The following is an 18972-nucleotide window of genomic DNA, read 5'->3' on the forward strand; positions in this document are numbered from 1 at the left end:
TCAGTACCCCGTCGGCCCACCCGGCATCTGCAGCCCGACCCCACCCAACCCGCTGCGCGGCTCCAGGCTCAGCCGCAGGTAGATCGATCCGCTGCTCTGCGTGTACTGCGCGGCGCGCTCCAGCCCGAGCCGGGTGCCGATGTCCAGGTTTCGGGTGAGCTGGTATTCCATCGCGCCGCCCAGGTTCAGCACCATGCCCGAGTCGGTGCGCGAGGCGTAGACCGCCGAGGGCACGCGCTGCTGCGCGGCGAGACTCTCCAGCGAGGCCTGTGCTGCGCCATCGGTCGGGAAGTAGGGCGCGGCGTCCTCGCGGTAGGCCTGCAGGCCGGCCGAGCCCTGCAGCCCCCAGCTCAGCCGGCCGCTGCGGCCCAGCCAGTTCACCGGCACGGTCAGCGCCAGCAGGTGCTGCGGGCTGAAGTAGCCGCCGTGGCCCCAGGTGTAGCCGCTCAGGTTGCGCCGGTAGTGCTGGTAGCCGAGGTTCATGCCGATCTCGACCTGCGTGTCGGCCAGGCGCCGGGCCTGCCAGAAGCTGCCCGCGCCCAGCTCGAAGCGGCTGTTGCTCGCCACTTGCTGGCCGGTCAGGGCGTGCAGACCGCCGTAGCTGTAGACACCGACATCGGCCTGTTCCCAGGCCACCTGACCGCGCACCCCGGTGGCGCGCACGCCGCCCCAGACGCGGCCGGTGCGGGCGTCGGTCGTGCCGGCGAAGGACAGCAGGCTGTCGGTGACGGCGCGCCGCGAGGCGTCCACCGTCAGCGTCAGGCCCTGCGCGAACTCGTCGATGTAGCGCAGTCCGCCCACGACATCCACCACCGCGAAGCCGACGGGCGTGGCACCGACATCGACCGTCAGGGTGCGTGTTTTCAGCCCGACCGCGACACCCACCCCCGCGTCGCTCTGCGACGGCGCGACCACCACACCGGTCGCGTCCAGCCCCAGCGTGCCGCTGCGCGCGCGGGCCGACTGGCTGACCTGTCCCGCGCTGGCGACGACCGGCGTCACCTTGACGCTGACCTGGCCAATGTCCTCGATGGTCTTGCGGCCCTCGATCGGCGTCTGCACCAGATCGAGTCGGCCGAGGCCGGCGTCGCCGCTGCGCGCGCGGAGGGTGCCCGCGACTTCGAGGCTGGTGCGGCCGCGTTCGACCTGCACCTCGGAGAGTTCGTCGCCCAGGGTCTTGACCCGCTTCGGCGGGCTGGCGGGCAGTCCGGTTGCGCCCGGCGCCTGGACTTGCGCCACGGTGGTGGTCATCTGAAGCGGGGCGGTCGGTGAAGCAGCTGCCGCCATGGGCGCCGGTTCCCGCCAGCGCAGCGAGCGGCTGACTGCACTGTCGGCACCCGGTCGGGCCGTCGGTACACCGGCACCGGTGGGCGGCAGCTGGTCCAGATGGACCAGTGCAAGCGGCACCACGCCCGACGAGAAGCCCGGCGAGGCGCCGGACGGGGGCACCGGTGCCGGCACGCCGCCCGCCAGCAGCGTGCGGGAGCGCCCGTCCGCCGCATGGGCCGCGAAGGGGTTGCCGGCGAGCCGGGCCTGTCCCCACTGCGTCGGCCGGGGCTGCTCGGCGGCGATGGCCGCGCGCAGGTACTCGGCCGCCTTGCCGAACTGGCCCCGCGCGCGGTGGTGGCGGGCGTACTGGGCCAGCACGGCGGGGCTGTTCGGCGCGAGCCGCCCGGCTTCCTGCAGGGCCATCACGGCGGAGTCGGGGTCCTTCTGCGCATCGGCGGCGCCGGCCAGCCCGAGCCAGGCGTCCAGCGTGTCCGGCTGCTTCTGCAGCACGGCCTCGTACAGCGCGCGGGCCTGGGTGTCGTCACCACCGGCGGTGTAGAGGCGTGCGAGCGCCATCTGCAGCCGCGGCTCCTGCGGGCGGTCCTGCAGCACCGGGGCCAGGGCCTCGTAGGCGTTGAAGAGGTCGCCACCGTCGCGCAGCTGGTCGGCCTGGCGCAGGGCCAGCGCCACGCGCAGGTCGTCGACATCGCGCCGCTGGCCAGCGGTCAGCGGCTGTGCGGCGAGCTGGCGCAGCACACCGGCGAGTTCCGCGTCCTGCCGGGTCTGCAGCAGCAGCGCGGCGTGGCGCAGCCGCAGGCCGGCGCCGGCCTGCGGCTGCGCGGCCAAGGTGGCACGGATGAGCTGGCCGGCGCGGGCCTCGTCGCCCAGGTCCAGCCGTGCACCGGCCACCGCGCCGACCAGGTCGGGGTCCTGTCCGGCGGCGGCTTCCGCTTCGACCAGCAGCGCTTCGGCCTGCCAGCGCTGACCGGCGCGGGCCTGGGCCACGGCGTCGGCGGCCTGGGCCTGCACGGCGAGGCGGCGCTGCAGCCGGCCCATCTCGGTCGTGCGCTCGCGGGCCGGGACCTGCTCCAGGCTCTGCAGCGCGCCGGCCCAGTCCTTCAGCTCGGTCTGCAGCAGCGCGCGTGCCTGCAGGGCCTCGCCCGGATGTGCCGCCGGGAGGACGAAGGCGTCGATCTGTGTCCGCGCGGCATCGATCCGGTTCTGGCGCATGAGCAACTGGCCCAGCGACAGCCGCACCCACGGGGACGCTGGAGCCAGCGCCACGGCCTGCTCCAGCAGCGCCTGTGCCCCGGCCAGATCACCGCGCTGCTGCGCCAGATCCGCCTGCAGGCGCATCTGGCCGGCCTTGAGGCCGGTTTCGCCACCAAGGCGGGCGAGCACGTCGGCGTCCATGCGCTGCAGCAGCGTGCGCTGCGGCTCGGTCCGTCCCGCGGCGCCCAGCACCTGGTACAGACCGGCGTTGGCGCGCGGGTGGCGGGCATCGGTGCGCAGCGCTTCCCGGTAGGCGGCGTCGGCGCCGAGGAACTGGCCCTGCTCGGCCAGCAGCTCGCCCAGCAGGACCTGGCCTTCAGGCTCCTTCGGGTCGGTCTCGACGGCGCCCTTGGCGAGGCGGGTGGCGCGGTCGAGGTCGCCGACCTGGCGCGCGGCCTGGCCGTCGTGGACTGCCTGCCAGTGCATGGCCGAGCGGTAGACGGGTTTCCAGCGCGTGCCATTGGGGGCGGCGCTGGCACGGGCGAGCAGTTCGCCAGCGTCGGCGAAGCGGTCCTCGCGCATGCGGACGATGCCCAGGCCGGCCAGCGCGTCGGTCTCGTCCGGGCGCTGGCGCAGCACGGATTCGAAGCGTTCGGTGGCGGTCTTCAGGTCGCCGCTGTCGATGGCGGCGAAGCCTTGGCGGACGGTGGGCAAGGGGGCGGCCACTGCCGTGCGCGGGGCGGCGGCTGCGGTTGCGGTTGCGGTTGCGGTTGCGGTTGCGGTTGCGGCCGCCTTGCGGGGAGCCGTGGCAACCGCGTCGGCGGCCGTGCTGGCGGTCGCCCGCGCCTTGCCCGGCTGACCGAGTTCGGCGAGCTTGGTGTTCAGCTCCGCGTCGTCTCCGGCGCCAGCGAGGTACTGGCGGAACAGCGGCGCGTCCGGGCCGCGTGCGTCCAGCCACACCAGCGCCTGGCGCCACGCCACGCGGGCGTCCTTGCGGACCTGCGGCGGTGCGTCGGCCTGGGTGGACAGGGCGGCCAGGCGCTGGATCGCATCGCGTCGCGTCGGCTCGCGGTAGCTCAGGTGCTTGGCATGGGCGAGTGCGGGACCGGGCTGGCCGGGGGCCGACTGGCTGAGGCGCTCCAGGCCGCGGCGGGCCTCGTCCCAGCCTTCGCGGGTGCCGCCGAGCGTCTGGTAGTACTCGACCGCGAGGTCATCGCCCGGGGGCTGGGCGCCGAGCGCCTGCTTGTAGGTGCGGGCTGCCGCTTCGGTCTGGCCGGCCTGCGCGTACTGGCGGGCGGTGGCGATCAGCGACTGGCTGGACGTCTGGGACTGGATCTGCGTGGCCAGCGCGGCCAGACCCGGGTGGCTGGGGTTCACCTGACGCAGCCGCGCCAGGTAGGCGCCGGCCTCGTCGAACCGTCCGGCCTCGACCCGCTGCGTGGCGAGGCCATGCAGCGCGTCCGGCTGCCGGGGATCGACGCCAAGCAGCTTCTGCCAGGTCTGTCCGGCCAGATCGGCCCGGCCGCGCTGTTGCCAGTGGCGCGCCTGCTCGACGAGCTGCTGCACGGTCGAGGCGCGCGTGTTGTCCGGGGCGGGGGTCGATGCCGCCGCTGGCGCTGTCGCCGTGGCGGCCTGCACGGCGGTCGTGGCCAGGCCGGTCACCAGGCCCAGGCACGCCAGGGCCACCCGGGTCGGCGCCGGGCGCGGGAAGGAGGGAGCGGAAGACGGAGTGGACGGATGCGTCATGGGGTCGGGCAGCGGGGAGCCGAAGAAGAGGGGGCGCGCTGCAGCCGGCCGTGGCGGTCGCAGCGCCAGCGCTGCTGCAGCCAGCCGGCGCTGAAGAGCGCCAGGGCGTGGTCGTAGTAGCGCAGTCGGGTGGTCGGGTGGGCGCAGACGGTGGCGAGTCGCTCGGCCAGCAGCCGGGCGCCGGGGCAGTCGCCCAGGGCCGCGAGGTAGGGCTGCAGCGCGGCGATGAAGCCGGGTGGTGCCGTGCCGCGGGCGACGGTCGCCGGATCGGCCCCGGCTGCCGCGCGGGTGGCGAAGCGCTCGGGCAGCGTTGCGGTGCGGGTGTGGCGCTGGATGCCGGACAGCCCCTGCAGCAGGGCGGGGCGCAGCGGATCGTCCGCCGGGGCGACACCGGCCCAGAGGTAGCAGCGGATCGCGTCGTAGCTGCCGGTGTCGCCGTGCTGCGTGTCGGCGATCCAGTGGCCGCGCAGTGGCGCGCTGTGCTGCACGGTCCAGGTGGCCCAGTCGGGGGCCAGTCCGTTGGGTGCGACCGCGGGCAGCGTGCGCACGGACTGCTCGGCCAGCACGGTCCACGGCCCGCCCGGATCGGCGCTGGCCAGACCGCGCAGCAGGTGCAGCGGCGTGTAGCTCGGGTTGAAGCGCCACTGGCGGCGGTCGGCGCTGATGAACCCCTGCGGCCCCGGCAGCAGCATGGTGCCCAGTCCCGGCACCTCCACCACCTCCTCGGTCCGGATGCGTGCCAGCAGCGCCCGGCCTTCGGTGGCCAGCGCGGGGGTGTTCCACAGGCGAGCGGCCTCGATCAGCGTCCAGGCCAGCCAGAGGTCGGCGTCGCTGGCGGCGTTGGCGTCGAGCACGCCCCAGCGGCCGTCGCGCTGGCGGCCCCATTGCCAGGCGGGCAGGCGCGCGGTCATGTCGCCGCCGCAGAGGTTCTGGCGGGTCCAGTGCAGCAGGGCGTCGAAGCGCGGGCGGTCGTCGGCCACCAGCGCGAAGAACAGCCCGTAGGCCTGGCCTTCGGAGGTGCTGATGCGGGCCTCGGTGTCGGGGTCGAGCACGCGGCCGTCCGGTTGCACGAAGGTGGCCACGAAGCCCGCCCAGAGCGCATCGAAGTCGTCACAGGCCGTCCGGCGCGTGGCTGCCGGGGGTGCGGCGCAGGCCGTGCTCGCGAGCATCCCTGCGCCGCCGGTCAGGGCGCCGATCCGCAGCAGCAGGCGCCTGCGCTGCGGATTGCACGGCGGCTCAGGTCGATGCACCGGCATGGCGGCGCATGGCATGGCGCTGGAGCAGCAGATAGATCACCCCGGACAGCACCAGGATCGCCAGCATCAGGACCGCCCAGAGCAGCACCGGCCGGTCCGAGAGCTTCCAGCGGATCCAGCTCAGCCAGGGCAGGTCGCCACTGGCGTAGGTCGCATCGGCGCTGTAGGCGGTGATGCGGCCGGATTCGTCGAACAGCGTGACGTGGCCGTGGATCTGCGACAGGCGGCTGCCATCGAGCAGCGCCTCGGTGATGAAGGACAGGCTGGCCGGGGTGGTCGCCATCAGGCCGACCACGCTGCGGCTGGAGGACAGCGGGGACTCGAACCCCACCAGCGCGGCCTGCGGGTCGGTGCCGCGGAAGGCCAGGGCTTCCAGCGCCGGGTATTCCTCGCGCTGCCAGACCTTGCCGACCCAGCGCAGCCAGTCCGGCAGGGCGATGTCGGCGGGGAGCAGGTTCCTGCCGGCGCGGGGCGGGCTGGCCGGTGCCGCCTCCGCCGCGCGGACGGCCGCGAGGTCCCGGAAGGGCATGTCGGCGGCCCAGTCGGCGAACAGGCGCTGGTTGCCGGCGCTGCCGATGACGATCAGGTCGCGGCCGGCCACCTGGGCCACGCTGCGGGCATGCACCACCCGGACCAGCCGCGCCGACAGGCCGGTGGCCTCGCCCGCCCGGCCCATCAGCGTGAGGTAGGTGTCGAGGTCTTCGCGCGAAGGCTGGTCGGGCAGCACCACCGCGGTCTCGGCCAGATCCGCCAGCCGGGTGTAGGGGTGGGTGGTGTTGGCGAAGGCCGCCAGGTCCGGCATGGGCAGGAAGTGGGGCGCGCCGGAGAAGTCGATGGTCGAGGCGCCGTCGATCACGCTGCGCGGCCGGTCGAGTGCGGTGTCGGTGCGGCTCGCGCGCGCGCACTCGGCGGCTTCGTCGCCGACGCTGTGCTCCAGCGTCAGGGCGAGGTGGGCGTAGGACTGCGTGCCGAGCGTCGCCACGGGGATGCGCAGGTTGCGGCGTGCGGCATGTGTCAGCGCCTCGTCGCGTTCGCCGCGGATGCTGCGCTGCAGGTTGTCGAGCCAGCGTCCGGCGAGGCCCGGGTCGAGCCGCTCCTCGAACTGGTGCACGTCGTTGAACCGCACGCGCAGCGTGGCCCCGGCGTCGTCGGGCCGCGCCTCGTAGCGCACCCGCAGATCGACCGGCACCTTGCGCTCGCGCCACGGGAACAGGTCGGGCGGCAGGCGCATGGCCACGTCCACGTCGAGCGGTCGTGCATCGCGTGCGCTCATCGCGGCGGCGGGGACCAGCTCGTCCAGTCGCACGGGGCGGTGGGTCGGGGTCCAGTTGGGGGCATCCCAGGCCTGGCGCGGTGCGGGTGTGGTCAGGGTGTCGATCAGGGCGGTGCTGCCGTGGCCCGGCAACTGGCCGCGCACCAGGGCGTCGGCGGCGCGGTGCAGCTCCTCGCCGTTGCGGCCGAGCAGATAGAGCACCTTGCGCTGCGGCTGCTCCGGGTGGGGCGCGATGGTCACGGTGGCGCCGGCCATCGGGGGCAGCGCCATGCCGGCGGGCGCATCTTCCGGTGTGGCGAGCACGATCGCGTTGCCCCCGGGCAGACGGTCGCGCGCCTGGACGCGCACGCCCCGGTAGGCGGAGAGCGCGCCGAACCAGGACGCGACATGGCCGGCGGCCTGCAGCGTGGCGGCACTGGCGCGCGGCGAGAGCACCAGCGTCAGTTCGGTGCGGCGCGGGTCGCGCGGGTCGAAGAAGGGGGCAGGCAGCAGCGAGAGGTCGTCGGCCAGCGGCAGCGGCGACATCACCAGATGCAGTGACGAGGTCGGGCGGATCTGGGCCCAGAGGCCGGCGCCGTCCGGATCGTCGCACTCCACCGGCTCGGCCAGCTGCAGCGTCAGCTCGTTCTGGTCGAGCATCAGGCGCGGGTCGAGCGGCACCGTGTGGCTGGAACCGGTCTTGCCGCGGGTGCCCGGGGCACCCAGACGGGCCACGACCTCGCCGTTCAGCCGGACTTCCAGTGCCCCCGTGCGTGCCGCCAGCATCGGCGACTGGGCCAGATCGAGCTGGAGCACCGCGGACGAGACCACCTCGTCGGCCCGCAGCGCGAACGGCAGCCGCTGGCGCTGGTGGCCGCGCTTGAGCATGACGGCCTCGCGCTGGCCGAGCTGCGAGAAGGGCATCACCAGGTCACGGCCGGCACTGGCCGCACCGGTACCCACACCTGCACCCACACCTGCACTGCCCAGGCCCGTGGCCAGCGCGAGCAGCAGGCGCACCGCCTGCCGGACCAGCCGGCACACCGGCGTGGCCGGTGGTGTCGTGTCGTTCTTCTTCGTCATCCCCTGCGGTCCTTGTCGTGTCATGCGCGGATCGACGCCGGCCTGCGGGCCTGGGCCGCCTGTTTCGATTTCCAGCCGAACACCTTGGCGCAGCCGCGCACGCCGAGACCCACGATCTGCCGCAGCGCATGGGCGGGCCGGTCCGGCGCGTGGCGCGCGGCGTGGTCGATCCAGGCGTCGGCGCGGGCGAAGGTGATTTCCACCAGATCCATCTGCTGCTGCAGCGTCATCGGGTCGAAGCGCAGGCCGTGGTGCTCGCCCTGGCGGAACACGATCAGCGCCGAGAACAGCGCCGCATGGTCACCGCGCAGCAGCGCCAGCGTGACGGGGGTCTGCTCCGGCAGCATCACGCCGGGGGGCAGGCGCACGCGCAGGCCACCTTCGGAGAAGTCCTCGGTCTCGACGTGCCAGACCCGGCCATCGGCGGTTTCCATGCGCGCCGGGATGCCGAACTGGACCCGGTGCGACTTGCGCACCTGGCGGGTTTCGGATGCGGCCGCCGCTGCAGCGCCCAGGATCACCAGGTTGTAGAGCGTCCACAGCATGTTCAGCAGCACCGTGTCGAGTTCGTGCGTGTTCCACCAGAACAGCCGCGCGATGCCCACCACGAAGCCGAGCAGGTTCAGCGACAGCAGCACGACATAGGGCCGCGCGATGCCCCAGTCGAAGAAGTCACGCTCGATGTAGCCGCCCTTGGCGGTGACGTTGAAGCTGCCGGCCTTGGGGTCGATCAGCGCCACCATGGTCGGGCGGAAGATGTACCAGGCCAGCACGGCTTCATACACCTCGGCCCAGAACGAGTGCCGGAACTTGCCCTGCGTGCGCGAGTTGACGAGGTTGGCGTGCACCAGGTGGGGCAGGGCCATCGCGGCGATCGTCACCGCCGAGGCGTGGATGACGTGGGCGGCGAAGAACAGGTAGGCCAGCGGCGCGGTCAGGAACACCAGCCGCGGCAGGCCGTAGAAGAAGTGCAGCATCGCGTTCGAGTAGCACAGCCGCTGCGCCCAGGTCAGGCCCTTGCCCAGCAGCGGGCAGTCGGTGCGGAAGATCTGTGCCATGCCACGCGCCCAGCGGATGCGCTGGCCGACGTGGGCGGACAGGCTCTCGGTGGCCAGTCCGGCCGCCTGCGGGATGCCGATGTAGGCGGTGTTCCAGCCCTTGCGGTGCAGCTTCAGCGCGGTGTGGGCGTCCTCGGTCACGGTCTCGACGGCCACGCCGCCGACTTCCACCAGCATCTCCCGGCGCAGCACGGCACACGAGCCGCAGAAGAAGGTGGCGTTCCAGAAGTCGTTGCCGTCCTGCACCAGACCGTAGAACAGCTCGCCCTCGTTGGGCACGTTGCCGAAGGTGTCGAGGTTGCGCTCGAAGGGGTCGGGCGAGAAGAAGTGGTGCGGCGTCTGCAGCATCGCCAGCTTGGGGTCCTTGTAGAACCAGCCCAGCGTCATCTGCAGGAAGGAGCGTGTCGGGATGTGGTCGCAGTCGAAGATGGCGACGAATTCACCGTCGGTGTGCGAGAGCGCGGCGTTGATGTTGCCGGCCTTGGCGTGGCGGTTGTCGCTGCGGATCACCCACTCGATGCCGACCTCTTCGGCGAAGTCGCGGAACTCCTCGCGCCGGCCGTCGTCGAGCAGGTGGATGCGCAGCTTGTCGAGCGGCCAGTCCATCGCCATCGCGGCCAGCACGGTCGGCTTCACCACCTTCAGCGGCTCGTTGTAGGTCGGGATGAAGATGTCGACCGTCGGCCAGTCCTCGATCGGCATCGTCAGCGCCACGGGGCGGCGCTCCAGCGGCCAGATGGTCTGGAAGAAGCCCAGCACCAGCACCAGCCAGGCGTAGATCTCGGCGGCGATCAGGCCGCTGCCGAAGAAGATGTCGAAGCCGTCGTCCATCAGCAGCGTCTCGGTCAGGCGCCAGTAGAGGTAGCGGCTGGAGACGGTCAGCGAGATGAAGGTCAGCAGCAGGGTCACGAACCGGCCCGGTCGCCGGTTCAGCAGCACCGCGCAGAGCAGGCACAGCAGGCCGAAGACCACCTGTTCCCAGAGGTCGAGCGGCACCGAGATGACGGTGACCATCAGCAGCCCGCCGCTGAGCAGCATCGCCAGCTGCAGCGCCCGGTACTCCCAGGTGTCCCAGTGCCAGCCGGCGGTGCGACGGGCGCCGACCGGCGAGATCAGCAGACCACCGGCCGGTGTCGGCGGGCGGGCGGGCGTGGAGGAATCCGGCAATGCGGCCATGGCGGTGAGGACAGACGGACGGGCAGACAGGCCCTGTCACCGGCATGGCTCGCAGCGAGCCATGCAGTCGGCAGGGGAGAGCGGGGATCAGCGGTCCGGTGAACCGGCGCTGCGGGTCGCCAGGCGACCGAACAGCCGGTCCAGCCGTGCAGGCTGGGCCGAGGGCTGGCCCGGGGCGTGCTGGGAGCTGGTCGGGGCCCCAGCGCCGCGCCAGTCCCCAGGGGCTGGCTCCTGCGGACTGGCCAGCCGGTTCAGGATGGACGACAGCGAGGACGACCCGGCCGGTGGTGACGTCTGTACCACGCGCAGCACCGGGGGCGTGGCTGGCGACACGGCGGGTACCGCCGCTGGCGCCTGGGGCACCGGGGCCGCCGGTTCGACCGGTCGCACCATCGCCGCCCGTCGCGACGCCGCCCGAGAGGCGTTGTACTTCGCCAGGTCCTGGTAGATGCCGGCGTCGTGGCCCAGCGTTCTCAGCAGGTTGTTGATGTCGTCACCGTTGTTCATGTGGAAGGCTCTTGCTGCGACAGGACAACTGGACCCCGGTGCGCCGGATCAGGCGGCCAGGGCAAAAACGTACAGGGGCTCGATGCTGGTGGTGTCGGTGGCGAGCTGCTGCACCCGCAGGCGGTCGCCTGCACCCGCGGCCCGGAGCCATTGCTCGTAGGCGCCTTCCAGGACGGCCGGCGACCAGTGCCGGCTGCCTGCGCCGAATGCGGCCTCGATCGGCGCGCAGTGGTGGATGATCTTCAGGGCATCATCGGTATCGCTGAGCTCCACCCAGCCCCAGTTCATGCCGGACCACACGCCATTCATGGCATCTTCCAGATCCGGCAGCAGTTCCATGGCCGGCAGCGGGGCGTTGCGGGCCATCGAGGTGCCCAGGCGCCGCATGAGCGCGCGGGCCTGGTCCGGCTCGATCCGGCTGCTCAGTTCCTGCGCGAGTGCACCCAGAAAGGGGCGCCACTGCGGCGAGCACCGGTATCGGAGGTGGTAGTCATGGTCGGAAAGCGGGCGGTTCATCGGCTATAAATCTGCAAAAACCGTTTAAAGTTAACAAAGTTGTGCAAAATTACACTTATTCTGGGGATGGTACCATGTTGAATATTGAGGTATTGCAAAATTTTTCATTCCGTCACAGATTGTGGTGATGTCTGAATGAAGGGTGAACATTGCTGTGGTGGGCACTCCCTCTTCTGGGGGATCTGATCCACCCATTCGAGCACTCTGCACGGCGCTACCATCGAATCACCCAGAACGAAGTTGCCCGTGGAGTGTTCGATGAAGGTGCTGCTGATCGATGACCATCCGCTGATCCTGTCGGCGATGCAGAGCGTGATCCTGGGTCTGGGCGCCAACGTGGAGGCCATCGGTGTCGAAACGGCCGCCGAATGCCGCGAACTGCTGCGGCACGATTCCGATTTCGATCTGGTGCTGCTCGATCTGCACCTGGACGACGCCAGCGGCTTCGACGTGCTCGGGGAATTGCGCATGGGCTATCCGGCACTGCCGGTCGTGGTGGTCTCCGCGTCGGACCGGGCGGGGGACGTGATCCGGGCCATCGACTCCGGGGCGATGGGGTTCGTGCCCAAGCGGGCCAGCAACGAACTGCTGTTCGAGGCCCTGCACCTGGTGATGTCGGGGGGCATCTACGTGCCGCCGATGACGCTCAACCTGGGGGATTCGACCCTGCCCATGGCCCTGTCGAATAACCTCAGGGACGATCGGCCCGCATCCGACAGCCGCCGCAGCAGCGATCCCGGCCGCCTCGCCAGCGAGGCGGCCGAGCGCGACGCCATGCTGGAACGTCTGGGTCTCACGCCCCGGCCGCGCGAGGTGCTGGCGCTGCTGCTGGACGGCAAGTCGAACAAGACCATCGCGCGGGACCTGGCCATCTCGGTCGAGACGGTCAAGGACCATGTGGCGGCCGTGCTGCGCACGCTCGGGGTCAATTCGCGCACGCAGGCCGTGGCGGTCGTCAGCAGGATGCCCCTGGCGTCGGGCAGTGCAGCGGCGCCGCGCCGTGCCCTGCTGCGTTGAGCCGATGGCGTCTCTGCCCGCCGATTCGCATGCGCTGCCGGACGGCGTCCGCTGCCTGTATGCCCAGCTGTCCGCGAGCCTGATCGGGCAGGCGGCTGCGGTGGGAGGGGCCGCCGTGCTGTTCCTGGCGCTGCCGGACGTGCGCCGGCTGAACGCCCTGTCGGGCTGGCTGCTGCTGGCAGCGCTGGCCTGGGGCTGGCGCTGGCGGCTGCACCGGGCCCATGTGGCCCAGCCCGAGCCGCCCCTGACCGACTGGCCGGTGTGGCACCGCCGCTGGGCGTGGTCGACCCTGTCCTGCGCAGGGGTCTGGACGCTGTCCCTGTTCTGGCTCTACCCCCTGGGCAACGAACTGCAGCGTGCCGGGCTGCTGGCGCTGCTGGCCTGCCTGGCCATCGGCTCGGCCACGGCCGGTCACCGGGTCACGCTGTTCGGCGTCGGCTGCATGGTGGTGGCTGCGGTCTGGCAACTGGTGGTCCTGCCGGATGCCGACGGCCGGTCGGCCCTGTCGCCCTCGCCCTGGGCGGGTGTGCTGGTGATGGCGGGCGTGGTCCTCGGCATTGCGCTGGTGGGGTACCACCAGCGCAAGTTCTTTCTCCGGCTGCTGTCGGCCCAGCAGCACTCCGGGTTGCTGGCCGCGCAACTGGCGGCCGAGAAGGACATCGCGGAGGAGGCCCGCCTCGAAGCCGAGGCCGCCACCCGGGCGCGCACGCAGTTCTTCATCGCCGCGAGCCACGACCTGCGCCAGCCCCTGCACGCGCTGGTGCTGTTCACCGAGTCGCTGCGCCTGCGCAACAAGGACGCGGTGCTGGTACCGACCATCGCCAGCATCGGCGAGTCGGTCGATGCGCTGGAGGCGCTGTTCGACAAGCTGCTCGACCTGACCAGCATCGACAGCGGCGCCATCGTGGTCGAGCCCAGGCTGTTCCACATGCGCGAGCTGTATGCGCGGCTGAAGCTGCACTTCGAGCCGCAGGCCTTCGACAAGGGGCTGGGACTCGATTTTGTCGGTGGACGCCACGCGGTGCGGGCGGATCCGCTGCTGGTGGAGCGCATCCTGCGCAATCTGGTGTCCAACGCCATCCGCTGCACCGAGGACGGCGGCGTGCTGGTCAGCTGCCGCGCCCGTTCCGGTCGGCTGCTGATCCAGGTCTGGGACACGGGTCTGGGCATCGACGAGCGCCTGCTGCCGAGGATCTTCGACGAGTTCTACCAGGTCCGGGCGCCTGCCGGGCCGGACCCGTCGTCGCGCAAGGGGCTTGGCCTCGGGCTGGCCATCGGGCGGCGGCTGGCGGAGTTGCTGGATGCGCCGCTGAGCGTGCGGTCGCGCCCGGGGCATGGCACGGTGTTCAGCCTGCTGCTGCCGCTCGGCAGCGCTGCGCAGCCCGGTGAACTGGCCGCTGCACCGCTGGCTGCCACGCCGGCCTGGACGGGCCCGACGCTGGCGGGACGGCACGTGGTGCTGGTCGGCGCCGAGCTGGAGACCGGCCCGGATGGCCCCGGCGCCATGCTGCAGGCCTGGGGGGCGCAGGTCAGCGCCTTCTGCAACGCGGCCCAGGTGCTCGACTGGTCCACCAGCCAGGGTCGCCTGCCGGATCTGGTGCTGGTCGGGCGCACCCCTGCGCACGAGCGCGGCGGGGTCGATCTCGTCCGGGCCCTGCGGCAGGTTTTCGGCGTGACGCTGCCGGCCGTGCTGCTGAGCGACGGCGACGGCGACGGGCCACCCGCCACCGAGACGGGCATCCACCTGCTGGCCCGGCCGGTGGCGCCCAACCGGCTGCGCGCGATGGTCAACTTCAAGCTCTCGACCCGTACAATCTCGCACCCCGACCTGTAGCCCACGTAGGCCAAAAATCACCATGTCGATGCACGACCGAGACGGAAAGATCTGGATGGACGGACAACTGGTGGACTGGCGCGATGCCAAGATCCACGTCCTGTCCCACACGCTGCATTACGGCTGCGGCGCGTTCGAAGGCGTGCGCGCCTACAAGACGCCGGACGGCACGGCGATCTTCCGCCTGCGCGAGCACACCGAGCGCCTGTTCAACTCGGCCAAGATCCTGCGCATGAAGATCCCCTTCTCGTTCGAGGAGGTGATGGAAGCGCAGAAGGCCGTCGTGCGCGAGAACCAGCTGGAGAGCTGCTACCTGCGCCCGCTGACCTGGATCGGCTCGGAAAAGCTCGGCGTCAGCCCCAAGGGCAACACCGTGCACCTGATGGTCGCCGCCTGGCCGTGGGGTGCGTACCTGGGTGAAGAAGGTCTGAAGCGCGGCATCCGCGTCAAGATCAGCAGCTACACCCGCCACCACGTCAACATCACGATGACGCAGGCCAAGGCGGTGAGCAACTACACCAACTCGATCCTGGCCAACATGGAAGCGACCGAGGACGGCTACGACGAGGCGATGCTGCTGGATGCGTCCGGCTTCGTCTCGGAAGGCGCCGGCGAGAACCTGTTCGTCATCAAGAACGGCGTCGTCTACACACCCGACCTGTCCGCGGGCGCCCTCAACGGCATCACGCGCAACACGATCTTCTCGATCTGCGCCGACCTGGGCCTGAAGGTGGTGGAAAAGCGCATCACCCGCGACGAGGTCTACATCTGTGACGAGGCCTTCTTCACCGGCACCGCCGCGGAAGTCACCCCCATCCGCGAACTCGACCGGATCGAGCTGGGCTGCGGCTCGCGCGGCCCGATCACCGAGAAGATCCAGGCCGCCTTCTTCGACATCGTCGGCGGCCGCAATCCCAAGTACGCCGAGTGGCTGACCCCGGTCTGAGCCGGACAGCGCCGATCAGGAGCATCAAGACATGAGTGATACCAAAGCCACCGCCGTCGTGGAAGTGCTCGCCTCGGACCTGCATGGTCCGGGCGTCGTGTTCTGCCCGAATCCGAAGCAGGCCCTCTGGAGCGGCCACCCCAAGGTCTACATCGACCTGAGCCATGACGGCGAAGGCAAGTGTCCGTATTGCGGCACCGTCTACCGCCTGAAGGCCGGCGAGAAGATCCACGCGCACCACTGAGCCGGTCCTCCTGTCCGACATGAACCGGTCGCTGCTCATCGCGCCGCAGTGGATCGGCGACGCGGTGATGAGCCAGCCGCTGGTCGCTGCACTGGCCGCGCGTGGCGAGGTGCTGAGCGTGGCCGCGCTGCCCTGGGTGTCGCCGGTCTACCGGGCGATGCCGGAGGTGGCCGAGGTGATCGACCTGCCGTTCGCGCACGGTCGTCTCGACTGGAAAGCCCGGCGCGCGCTGGGCCGGGCGTGGCGCGGGCGTTTCGAGCACGCCTACGTGCTGCCCAACTCGCTCAAGTCGGCGCTGCTGCCGTGGTTTGCCCGCATCCCGCACCGCGTCGGCTACCACGGCGAGGGGCGCTACCTGCTGCTCAACGACCGCCGGCCGGCGCCCACGGAACAGCGCCCGCCGATGGTGGCGTTCTACCGTGCGCTGGCGGGAGATGGCGCGGCGTCGGCGCAGGCCACGGCGGATCCGGTGATGCACCTGCCGGTCGAGCGGGTCGCGGCGGTCCTGCAGACCCACGGCCTGCAGACTGGCGCCTACTGGGTGCTGGCGCCCGGTGCGGAATACGGCCCCGCCAAGTGCTGGCCCGCCGCGCACTACGCCGATCTGGCCCGCGCGCTGCACGCGGACAGCGGCCAGCCGGTCGTCCTGCTCGGCTCGGGCAAGGAAGCGGCGCTGGCCGAGGACATCGCCCGCCAGGCCGGTGCCGGCTGCCGCGTGCTGGCCGGCAAGACCTCGCTTGATGCCGCGATGGCGCTGATTGCTGGTGCCCGCGGGTTGGTCAGCAACGACTCCGGCCTGATGCACGTCGGGGCGGCCTTCGGTCTGCCGCAGGTCGCCGTCTTCGGCTCGACCAGCCCCGAACACACCCCGCCGCTGAACGCCCGCGCCGAGGTGATCTGGCTGAAGGAAGAACTGAAGCTGGACTGTGCGCCGTGCTTCGAGCGGGTCTGTCCGCTCGGCCACACGCGCTGCCTCGCCGAAGTGGCGCCCGAGCGGGTCCGCCGGGCGCTGTGGGCGCGGGTCGAGGCGGCGGCCGCTGCGCCTCAGAGTTCCAGGTGACCCACCGAGACCACCGGCCCGGTCGGTGCGCCGGTCGGTGATCCGCCGGTCGGCTCCACGCTGACGGCAAACGCGGCGGTGCCCTGCAGCAGGTGCTCGCGCAGCACGGTGGTGGCGCCCTTGTTCGACACCAGCCCCAGCGAGCGCGGCGCGCCCTGCGGCGGCACGGCCCACAGCTCCAGCGCCTGCGCGGCCGTCACCGTCACGCCGGCCAGCGGCTTGAGCACCAGACTGCGGCCATCGGCGCCGACGCTGGCGACGAAGCTCGCCGGCCCCTGCTCGGTGCCCATCACCACGACGACCGGCGGCTGCACCGGGCCGGGCAGGGTCAGCGCCACGGCCAGGGCCAGCGTGGCCAGGCTGGTTGCCCCGGCCAGTCCCTGCCACAGGCCCAGGCGCTGCCACCAGCGGGTCAGGCTCTGCTGGGCCACGGCCAGCGTGGACACCGGGGTGGCCTCGTTGAACAGGCGCTGCTCGATGCCTTGCCATACCTTGGACGAGGGCATCACCGGCGGGACACTCTCGGTCAGGGGCATCAGCCGGTCCTGCCAGCGCCAGACGGCATCCCGCAGCCGCGGATGCGCCGGCAACAGGGTCTCGAAGCGGCGCCGCGCGCCGCCCTGCAGGGTGCCCAGCACATATTCGGCGGCCAGGCGATCGCTCAGTTCACGGCGGCTGTAGTCCATGGTTCAACCCCGCGGTCCGTGGACGGTGACGACAGCCGGCCCGGTGTCGCCCCCGAAGCCGGCACGTTCCAGGCAGCTGCGCAGCGCCAGCAGGCCGCGGCGCACCCAGCTCTTCACGCTGCCCAGCGGCTGTGTCATCTGTTCGGCCACCTCGGCGTGCGACAGGCCCTGGTAGAAGGCCAGCGCCAAGCTCTGCTTCTGGTCGGCGCTCAGTGCGTCCATGCAGATCCGCACGGCACGGGCTTCGACGGCGTTGCTGAACAGCGTCTGGGGGTCCGGATCATCGGAGACAAAATCCTGCAACATGTCGTGGTCTTCCTCGTCCTCCCTCCCTGGGCGGTGGGTGCTGACGGTCTCCGGTTCGGTCTGGCGCCGGCGCAGGCTGTCGATGGCGCGGTTGCGCGCCACGCTCGACAGCCAGGTCAGCGCCTGGGCGCGGCTGGCATCGAAGCTCGATGCACTGCGCCAGACGTTCACGTAGACCTCCTGGAGGAGATCTTCGGCGAGATCTCTCTGCCGTTGAATACGCAGGATCACCCCGAGCAGATGCGCACTGGTGCGCTGGTAGAGGGTGGAAAAGGCGCTCCGGTCGCCCAGACCCGTTCTGGCGAGGAGATCTGCCAATTCCTGCGCACGTTCTGGGGAAGTTGCTGCCATTCACGGGCCTTCGTCGAAGTCGGCGGATTCTAGAGGCCACACGTGCACCATGGTGGCTGCGTAGAATCCGGCCCACCATGCCGATGCAACGCGACTTTGTCCTCACCCTCTCGTGCCCCGATGCCAAGGGCATCGTCCACGCCGTCTCCGGCCTGCTCTACCAGGCGGGCTGCAACATCATCGACTCCCAGCAGTTCGGCGACGTCCTCGGCGAGGACGCGACCGGGCTGTTCTTCATGCGCGTCCACTTCGATGCGCCCGAACACCTGGGCGACGCCGCGACCCTCGACCGCCTGTTCAGCCACACCCGCCAGCAGTTCGGCATGACCGCGCAGGTCCGCAGCCTGGCGCGCAAGCCGCGCGTGATGCTGATGGTCAGCAAGCACGGCCACTGCCTCAACGATCTGCTGTTCCGCTGGAAGAGCGGGCAGCTCGGCGTGGACATCCCGGCCATTGTCTCGAACCACCCCGATTTCGCCGAGCTGGCCGCCAGCTACGGCATCGCCTTCCACCACCTGCCGCTGCCCACCGGCAGCAGCGCGGCCGCCAAGCGCGAGCAGGAACAGCAGATCGAAGCGCTCTTCACCCGCGAAGACATCGACCTCGTGGTGCTGGCGCGCTACATGCAGATCCTCAGTCCCGACTTCTGCGCCTTCCTGCAGGGCCGGGCGATCAACATCCACCACAGCTTCCTGCCCAGCTTCAAGGGCGCCAAGCCTTATTACCAGGCGCACGAACGTGGCGTGAAGCTGATCGGCGCCACCGCGCACTACGTCACCGCCGATCTGGACGAAGGTCCGATCATCGAGCAGGACGTCGAGCGCGTCGACCACACGCTCAGTCCCGAGGACTTCACCGCCGTCGGGCGCGATGTCGAGTGCGTGGTGCTGGCGCGTGCCGTGCGCTGGCACGTCGAGCACCGTGTGCTGCTCAATGGCCGCAAGACCGTCGTCTTCCGGTAATTTCCGGCCCGCATTCCAGCCCGCAACCAGGATTTCCATGCCCCGCGTCAAGCCCCTGCAGGCCGCCCTGATGGCCACGCCCGACGAGACCGAAGCCCAGTTCTACGAGGCCCTGCAGCACGCAGACCTCGACCGGGTGATGTCCGTCTGGTCCGACGACGAGGACATCGCCTGCATCCACCCGGGCGGGCCGCGGCTGGTCGGGGCGCAGGCGATCCGTTCGGCCTTCGAGAGCCTGTTCGCCAACGGCAGCGTCGATGCCCGCATCTCGCAGGTGCGCCGCATCGTGGCGGGGGGATTTGCCGTGCACCATGTCCTCGAAGAACTCCGCGTGGCCACGCCCGAGGGGCCGCAGCGCGCCTATGTGCTGGCCACCAACATCTTCGTGAAGACGCCCCAGGGCTGGCGCCTGCTGGCCCACCATGCCAGCCCCGGCAGTCCGCGCCAGGTGCAGGAATTCAGCGACGAACCGTCGATGCTGCACTGACGCT

General features: G+C 71.1%; 15 protein-coding genes. 7 read left to right on the forward strand and 8 right to left on the reverse strand.

From position 1 onward, the window contains the following. The 6 genes from BDD16_RS13615 to bcsD all read right to left on the reverse strand — a co-directional run bounded on the left by BDD16_RS13615 (position 1) and on the right by bcsD (position 11075). The gene (locus BDD16_RS13615; protein WP_179634448.1) at positions 1 to 4227 is read right to left on the reverse strand and encodes a cellulose biosynthesis protein BcsC; all 4227 of its coding nucleotides are present in this window, start codon (positions 4225 to 4227) and stop codon (positions 1 to 3) included. Next, positions 4224 to 5483 carry a cellulose synthase complex periplasmic endoglucanase BcsZ gene (gene bcsZ, locus BDD16_RS13620; protein ID WP_218897799.1) on the reverse strand — a complete coding sequence of 420 codons (1260 nt, stop codon included), beginning with the start codon at positions 5481 to 5483 and terminating at the stop codon, positions 4224 to 4226. The genes BDD16_RS13615 and bcsZ overlap by 4 nt, the downstream gene beginning before the upstream one ends. Next, on the reverse strand, positions 5464 to 7818 hold the full coding sequence (locus tag BDD16_RS13625) for a cellulose biosynthesis cyclic di-GMP-binding regulatory protein BcsB (protein ID WP_179634450.1): 2355 nt from the start codon (positions 7816 to 7818) through the stop codon (positions 5464 to 5466). Before BDD16_RS13625 ends, bcsZ begins: the two co-directional genes overlap by 20 nt. A gap of 20 nt (positions 7819 to 7838) precedes the next feature. Then, entirely contained in the window at positions 7839 to 10052 is a 2214-nt protein-coding gene (bcsA, locus tag BDD16_RS13630) for a UDP-forming cellulose synthase catalytic subunit (RefSeq protein ID WP_179634451.1), read from the reverse strand. Between the two features lie 87 nt (positions 10053 to 10139). Next, positions 10140 to 10559 (reverse strand): hypothetical protein, encoded by a 420-nt coding sequence (locus tag BDD16_RS13635; protein WP_179634452.1) that lies wholly within the window; start codon positions 10557 to 10559, stop codon positions 10140 to 10142. Positions 10560 to 10607: 48 nt separating this feature from the next. Continuing rightward, positions 10608 to 11075 (reverse strand): cellulose biosynthesis protein BcsD, encoded by a 468-nt coding sequence (gene bcsD / locus BDD16_RS13640; protein ID WP_179634453.1) that lies wholly within the window; start codon positions 11073 to 11075, stop codon positions 10608 to 10610. A gap of 258 nt (positions 11076 to 11333) precedes the next feature. On the opposite strand from bcsD, the gene BDD16_RS13645 reads away from it, so the two are divergent. Genes BDD16_RS13645 through waaF form a run of 5 tightly spaced genes read left to right on the forward strand, consistent with a single transcriptional unit; the run spans position 11334 to position 16176 of the window. Next, positions 11334 to 12092 (forward strand): response regulator, encoded by a 759-nt coding sequence (locus BDD16_RS13645; RefSeq protein ID WP_179634454.1) that lies wholly within the window; start codon positions 11334 to 11336, stop codon positions 12090 to 12092. Between the two features lie 4 nt (positions 12093 to 12096). Beyond that, positions 12097 to 13926, forward strand: a complete 1830-nt coding sequence (locus tag BDD16_RS13650; RefSeq protein WP_179634455.1) for an ATP-binding protein — start codon at positions 12097 to 12099, stop codon at positions 13924 to 13926. 22 nt (positions 13927 to 13948) lie between these two features. Further along, a complete protein-coding gene (locus BDD16_RS13655; RefSeq protein ID WP_179634456.1) occupies positions 13949 to 14872 on the forward strand; it encodes a branched-chain amino acid transaminase in 924 nt (307 codons plus the stop codon). Positions 14873 to 14903: 31 nt separating this feature from the next. Next, complete coding sequence (locus BDD16_RS13660) at positions 14904 to 15116, forward strand: zinc-finger domain-containing protein (protein ID WP_179634457.1); 213 nt, start codon at positions 14904 to 14906, stop codon at positions 15114 to 15116. Between the two features lie 19 nt (positions 15117 to 15135). Next, positions 15136 to 16176 carry a lipopolysaccharide heptosyltransferase II gene (waaF, locus tag BDD16_RS13665; RefSeq protein ID WP_179634458.1) on the forward strand — a complete coding sequence of 347 codons (1041 nt, stop codon included), beginning with the start codon at positions 15136 to 15138 and terminating at the stop codon, positions 16174 to 16176. Here waaF and BDD16_RS13670 read toward each other — a convergent pair. Then, positions 16161 to 16862 (reverse strand): anti-sigma factor, encoded by a 702-nt coding sequence (locus BDD16_RS13670; protein ID WP_179634459.1) that lies wholly within the window; start codon positions 16860 to 16862, stop codon positions 16161 to 16163. The two genes, waaF and BDD16_RS13670, sit on opposite strands and share 16 nt — an antisense overlap. 3 nt (positions 16863 to 16865) lie before the next feature. Then, complete coding sequence (locus BDD16_RS13675) at positions 16866 to 17519, reverse strand: sigma-70 family RNA polymerase sigma factor (protein WP_179634460.1); 654 nt, start codon at positions 17517 to 17519, stop codon at positions 16866 to 16868. Between the two features lie 77 nt (positions 17520 to 17596). Here BDD16_RS13675 and purU point away from each other — a divergent pair, with 77 nt between their 5' ends. Next, positions 17597 to 18481: a formyltetrahydrofolate deformylase gene (gene purU, locus BDD16_RS13680; RefSeq protein ID WP_179634461.1), complete on the forward strand. Its 885-nt coding sequence runs from the start codon at positions 17597 to 17599 to the stop codon at positions 18479 to 18481. Between the two features lie 37 nt (positions 18482 to 18518). Next, positions 18519 to 18968 (forward strand): YybH family protein, encoded by a 450-nt coding sequence (locus BDD16_RS13685; RefSeq protein ID WP_179634462.1) that lies wholly within the window; start codon positions 18519 to 18521, stop codon positions 18966 to 18968. Positions 18969 to 18972: the final 4 nt, after the last annotated feature.

The sequence above is a fragment of the Sphaerotilus montanus genome (assembly GCF_013410775.1).
Taxonomy (GTDB): Bacteria; Pseudomonadota; Gammaproteobacteria; order Burkholderiales; family Burkholderiaceae_C; genus Sphaerotilus; species Sphaerotilus montanus.

Excerpts from the sequence above, each read along its gene's own strand:
- BDD16_RS13635 (WP_179634452.1), bottom strand. The coding sequence starts at position 10,559 with ATGAACAACGGTGACGACATCAACAACCTGCTGAGAACGCTGGGCCAC.
- waaF (WP_179634458.1), top strand. The coding sequence starts at position 15,136 with ATGAACCGGTCGCTGCTCATCGCGCCGCAGTGGATCGGCGACGCGGTG.
- BDD16_RS13645 (WP_179634454.1), top strand. The coding sequence starts at position 11,334 with ATGAAGGTGCTGCTGATCGATGACCATCCGCTGATCCTGTCGGCGATG.
- BDD16_RS13675 (WP_179634460.1), bottom strand. The coding sequence starts at position 17,519 with ATGGCAGCAACTTCCCCAGAACGTGCGCAGGAATTGGCAGATCTCCTC.
- BDD16_RS13625 (WP_179634450.1), bottom strand. The coding sequence starts at position 7,818 with ATGACGAAGAAGAACGACACGACACCACCGGCCACGCCGGTGTGCCGG.
- BDD16_RS13650 (WP_179634455.1), top strand. The coding sequence starts at position 12,097 with ATGGCGTCTCTGCCCGCCGATTCGCATGCGCTGCCGGACGGCGTCCGC.
- BDD16_RS13660 (WP_179634457.1), top strand. The coding sequence starts at position 14,904 with ATGAGTGATACCAAAGCCACCGCCGTCGTGGAAGTGCTCGCCTCGGAC.
- BDD16_RS13670 (WP_179634459.1), bottom strand. The coding sequence starts at position 16,862 with ATGGACTACAGCCGCCGTGAACTGAGCGATCGCCTGGCCGCCGAATAT.
- purU (WP_179634461.1), top strand. The coding sequence starts at position 17,597 with ATGCCGATGCAACGCGACTTTGTCCTCACCCTCTCGTGCCCCGATGCC.
- bcsA (WP_179634451.1), bottom strand. The coding sequence starts at position 10,052 with ATGGCCGCATTGCCGGATTCCTCCACGCCCGCCCGCCCGCCGACACCG.
- BDD16_RS13615 (WP_179634448.1), bottom strand. The coding sequence starts at position 4,227 with ATGACGCATCCGTCCACTCCGTCTTCCGCTCCCTCCTTCCCGCGCCCG.
- BDD16_RS13685 (WP_179634462.1), top strand. The coding sequence starts at position 18,519 with ATGCCCCGCGTCAAGCCCCTGCAGGCCGCCCTGATGGCCACGCCCGAC.
- bcsD (WP_179634453.1), bottom strand. The coding sequence starts at position 11,075 with ATGAACCGCCCGCTTTCCGACCATGACTACCACCTCCGATACCGGTGC.
- BDD16_RS13655 (WP_179634456.1), top strand. The coding sequence starts at position 13,949 with ATGTCGATGCACGACCGAGACGGAAAGATCTGGATGGACGGACAACTG.
- bcsZ (WP_218897799.1), bottom strand. The coding sequence starts at position 5,483 with ATGCCGGTGCATCGACCTGAGCCGCCGTGCAATCCGCAGCGCAGGCGC.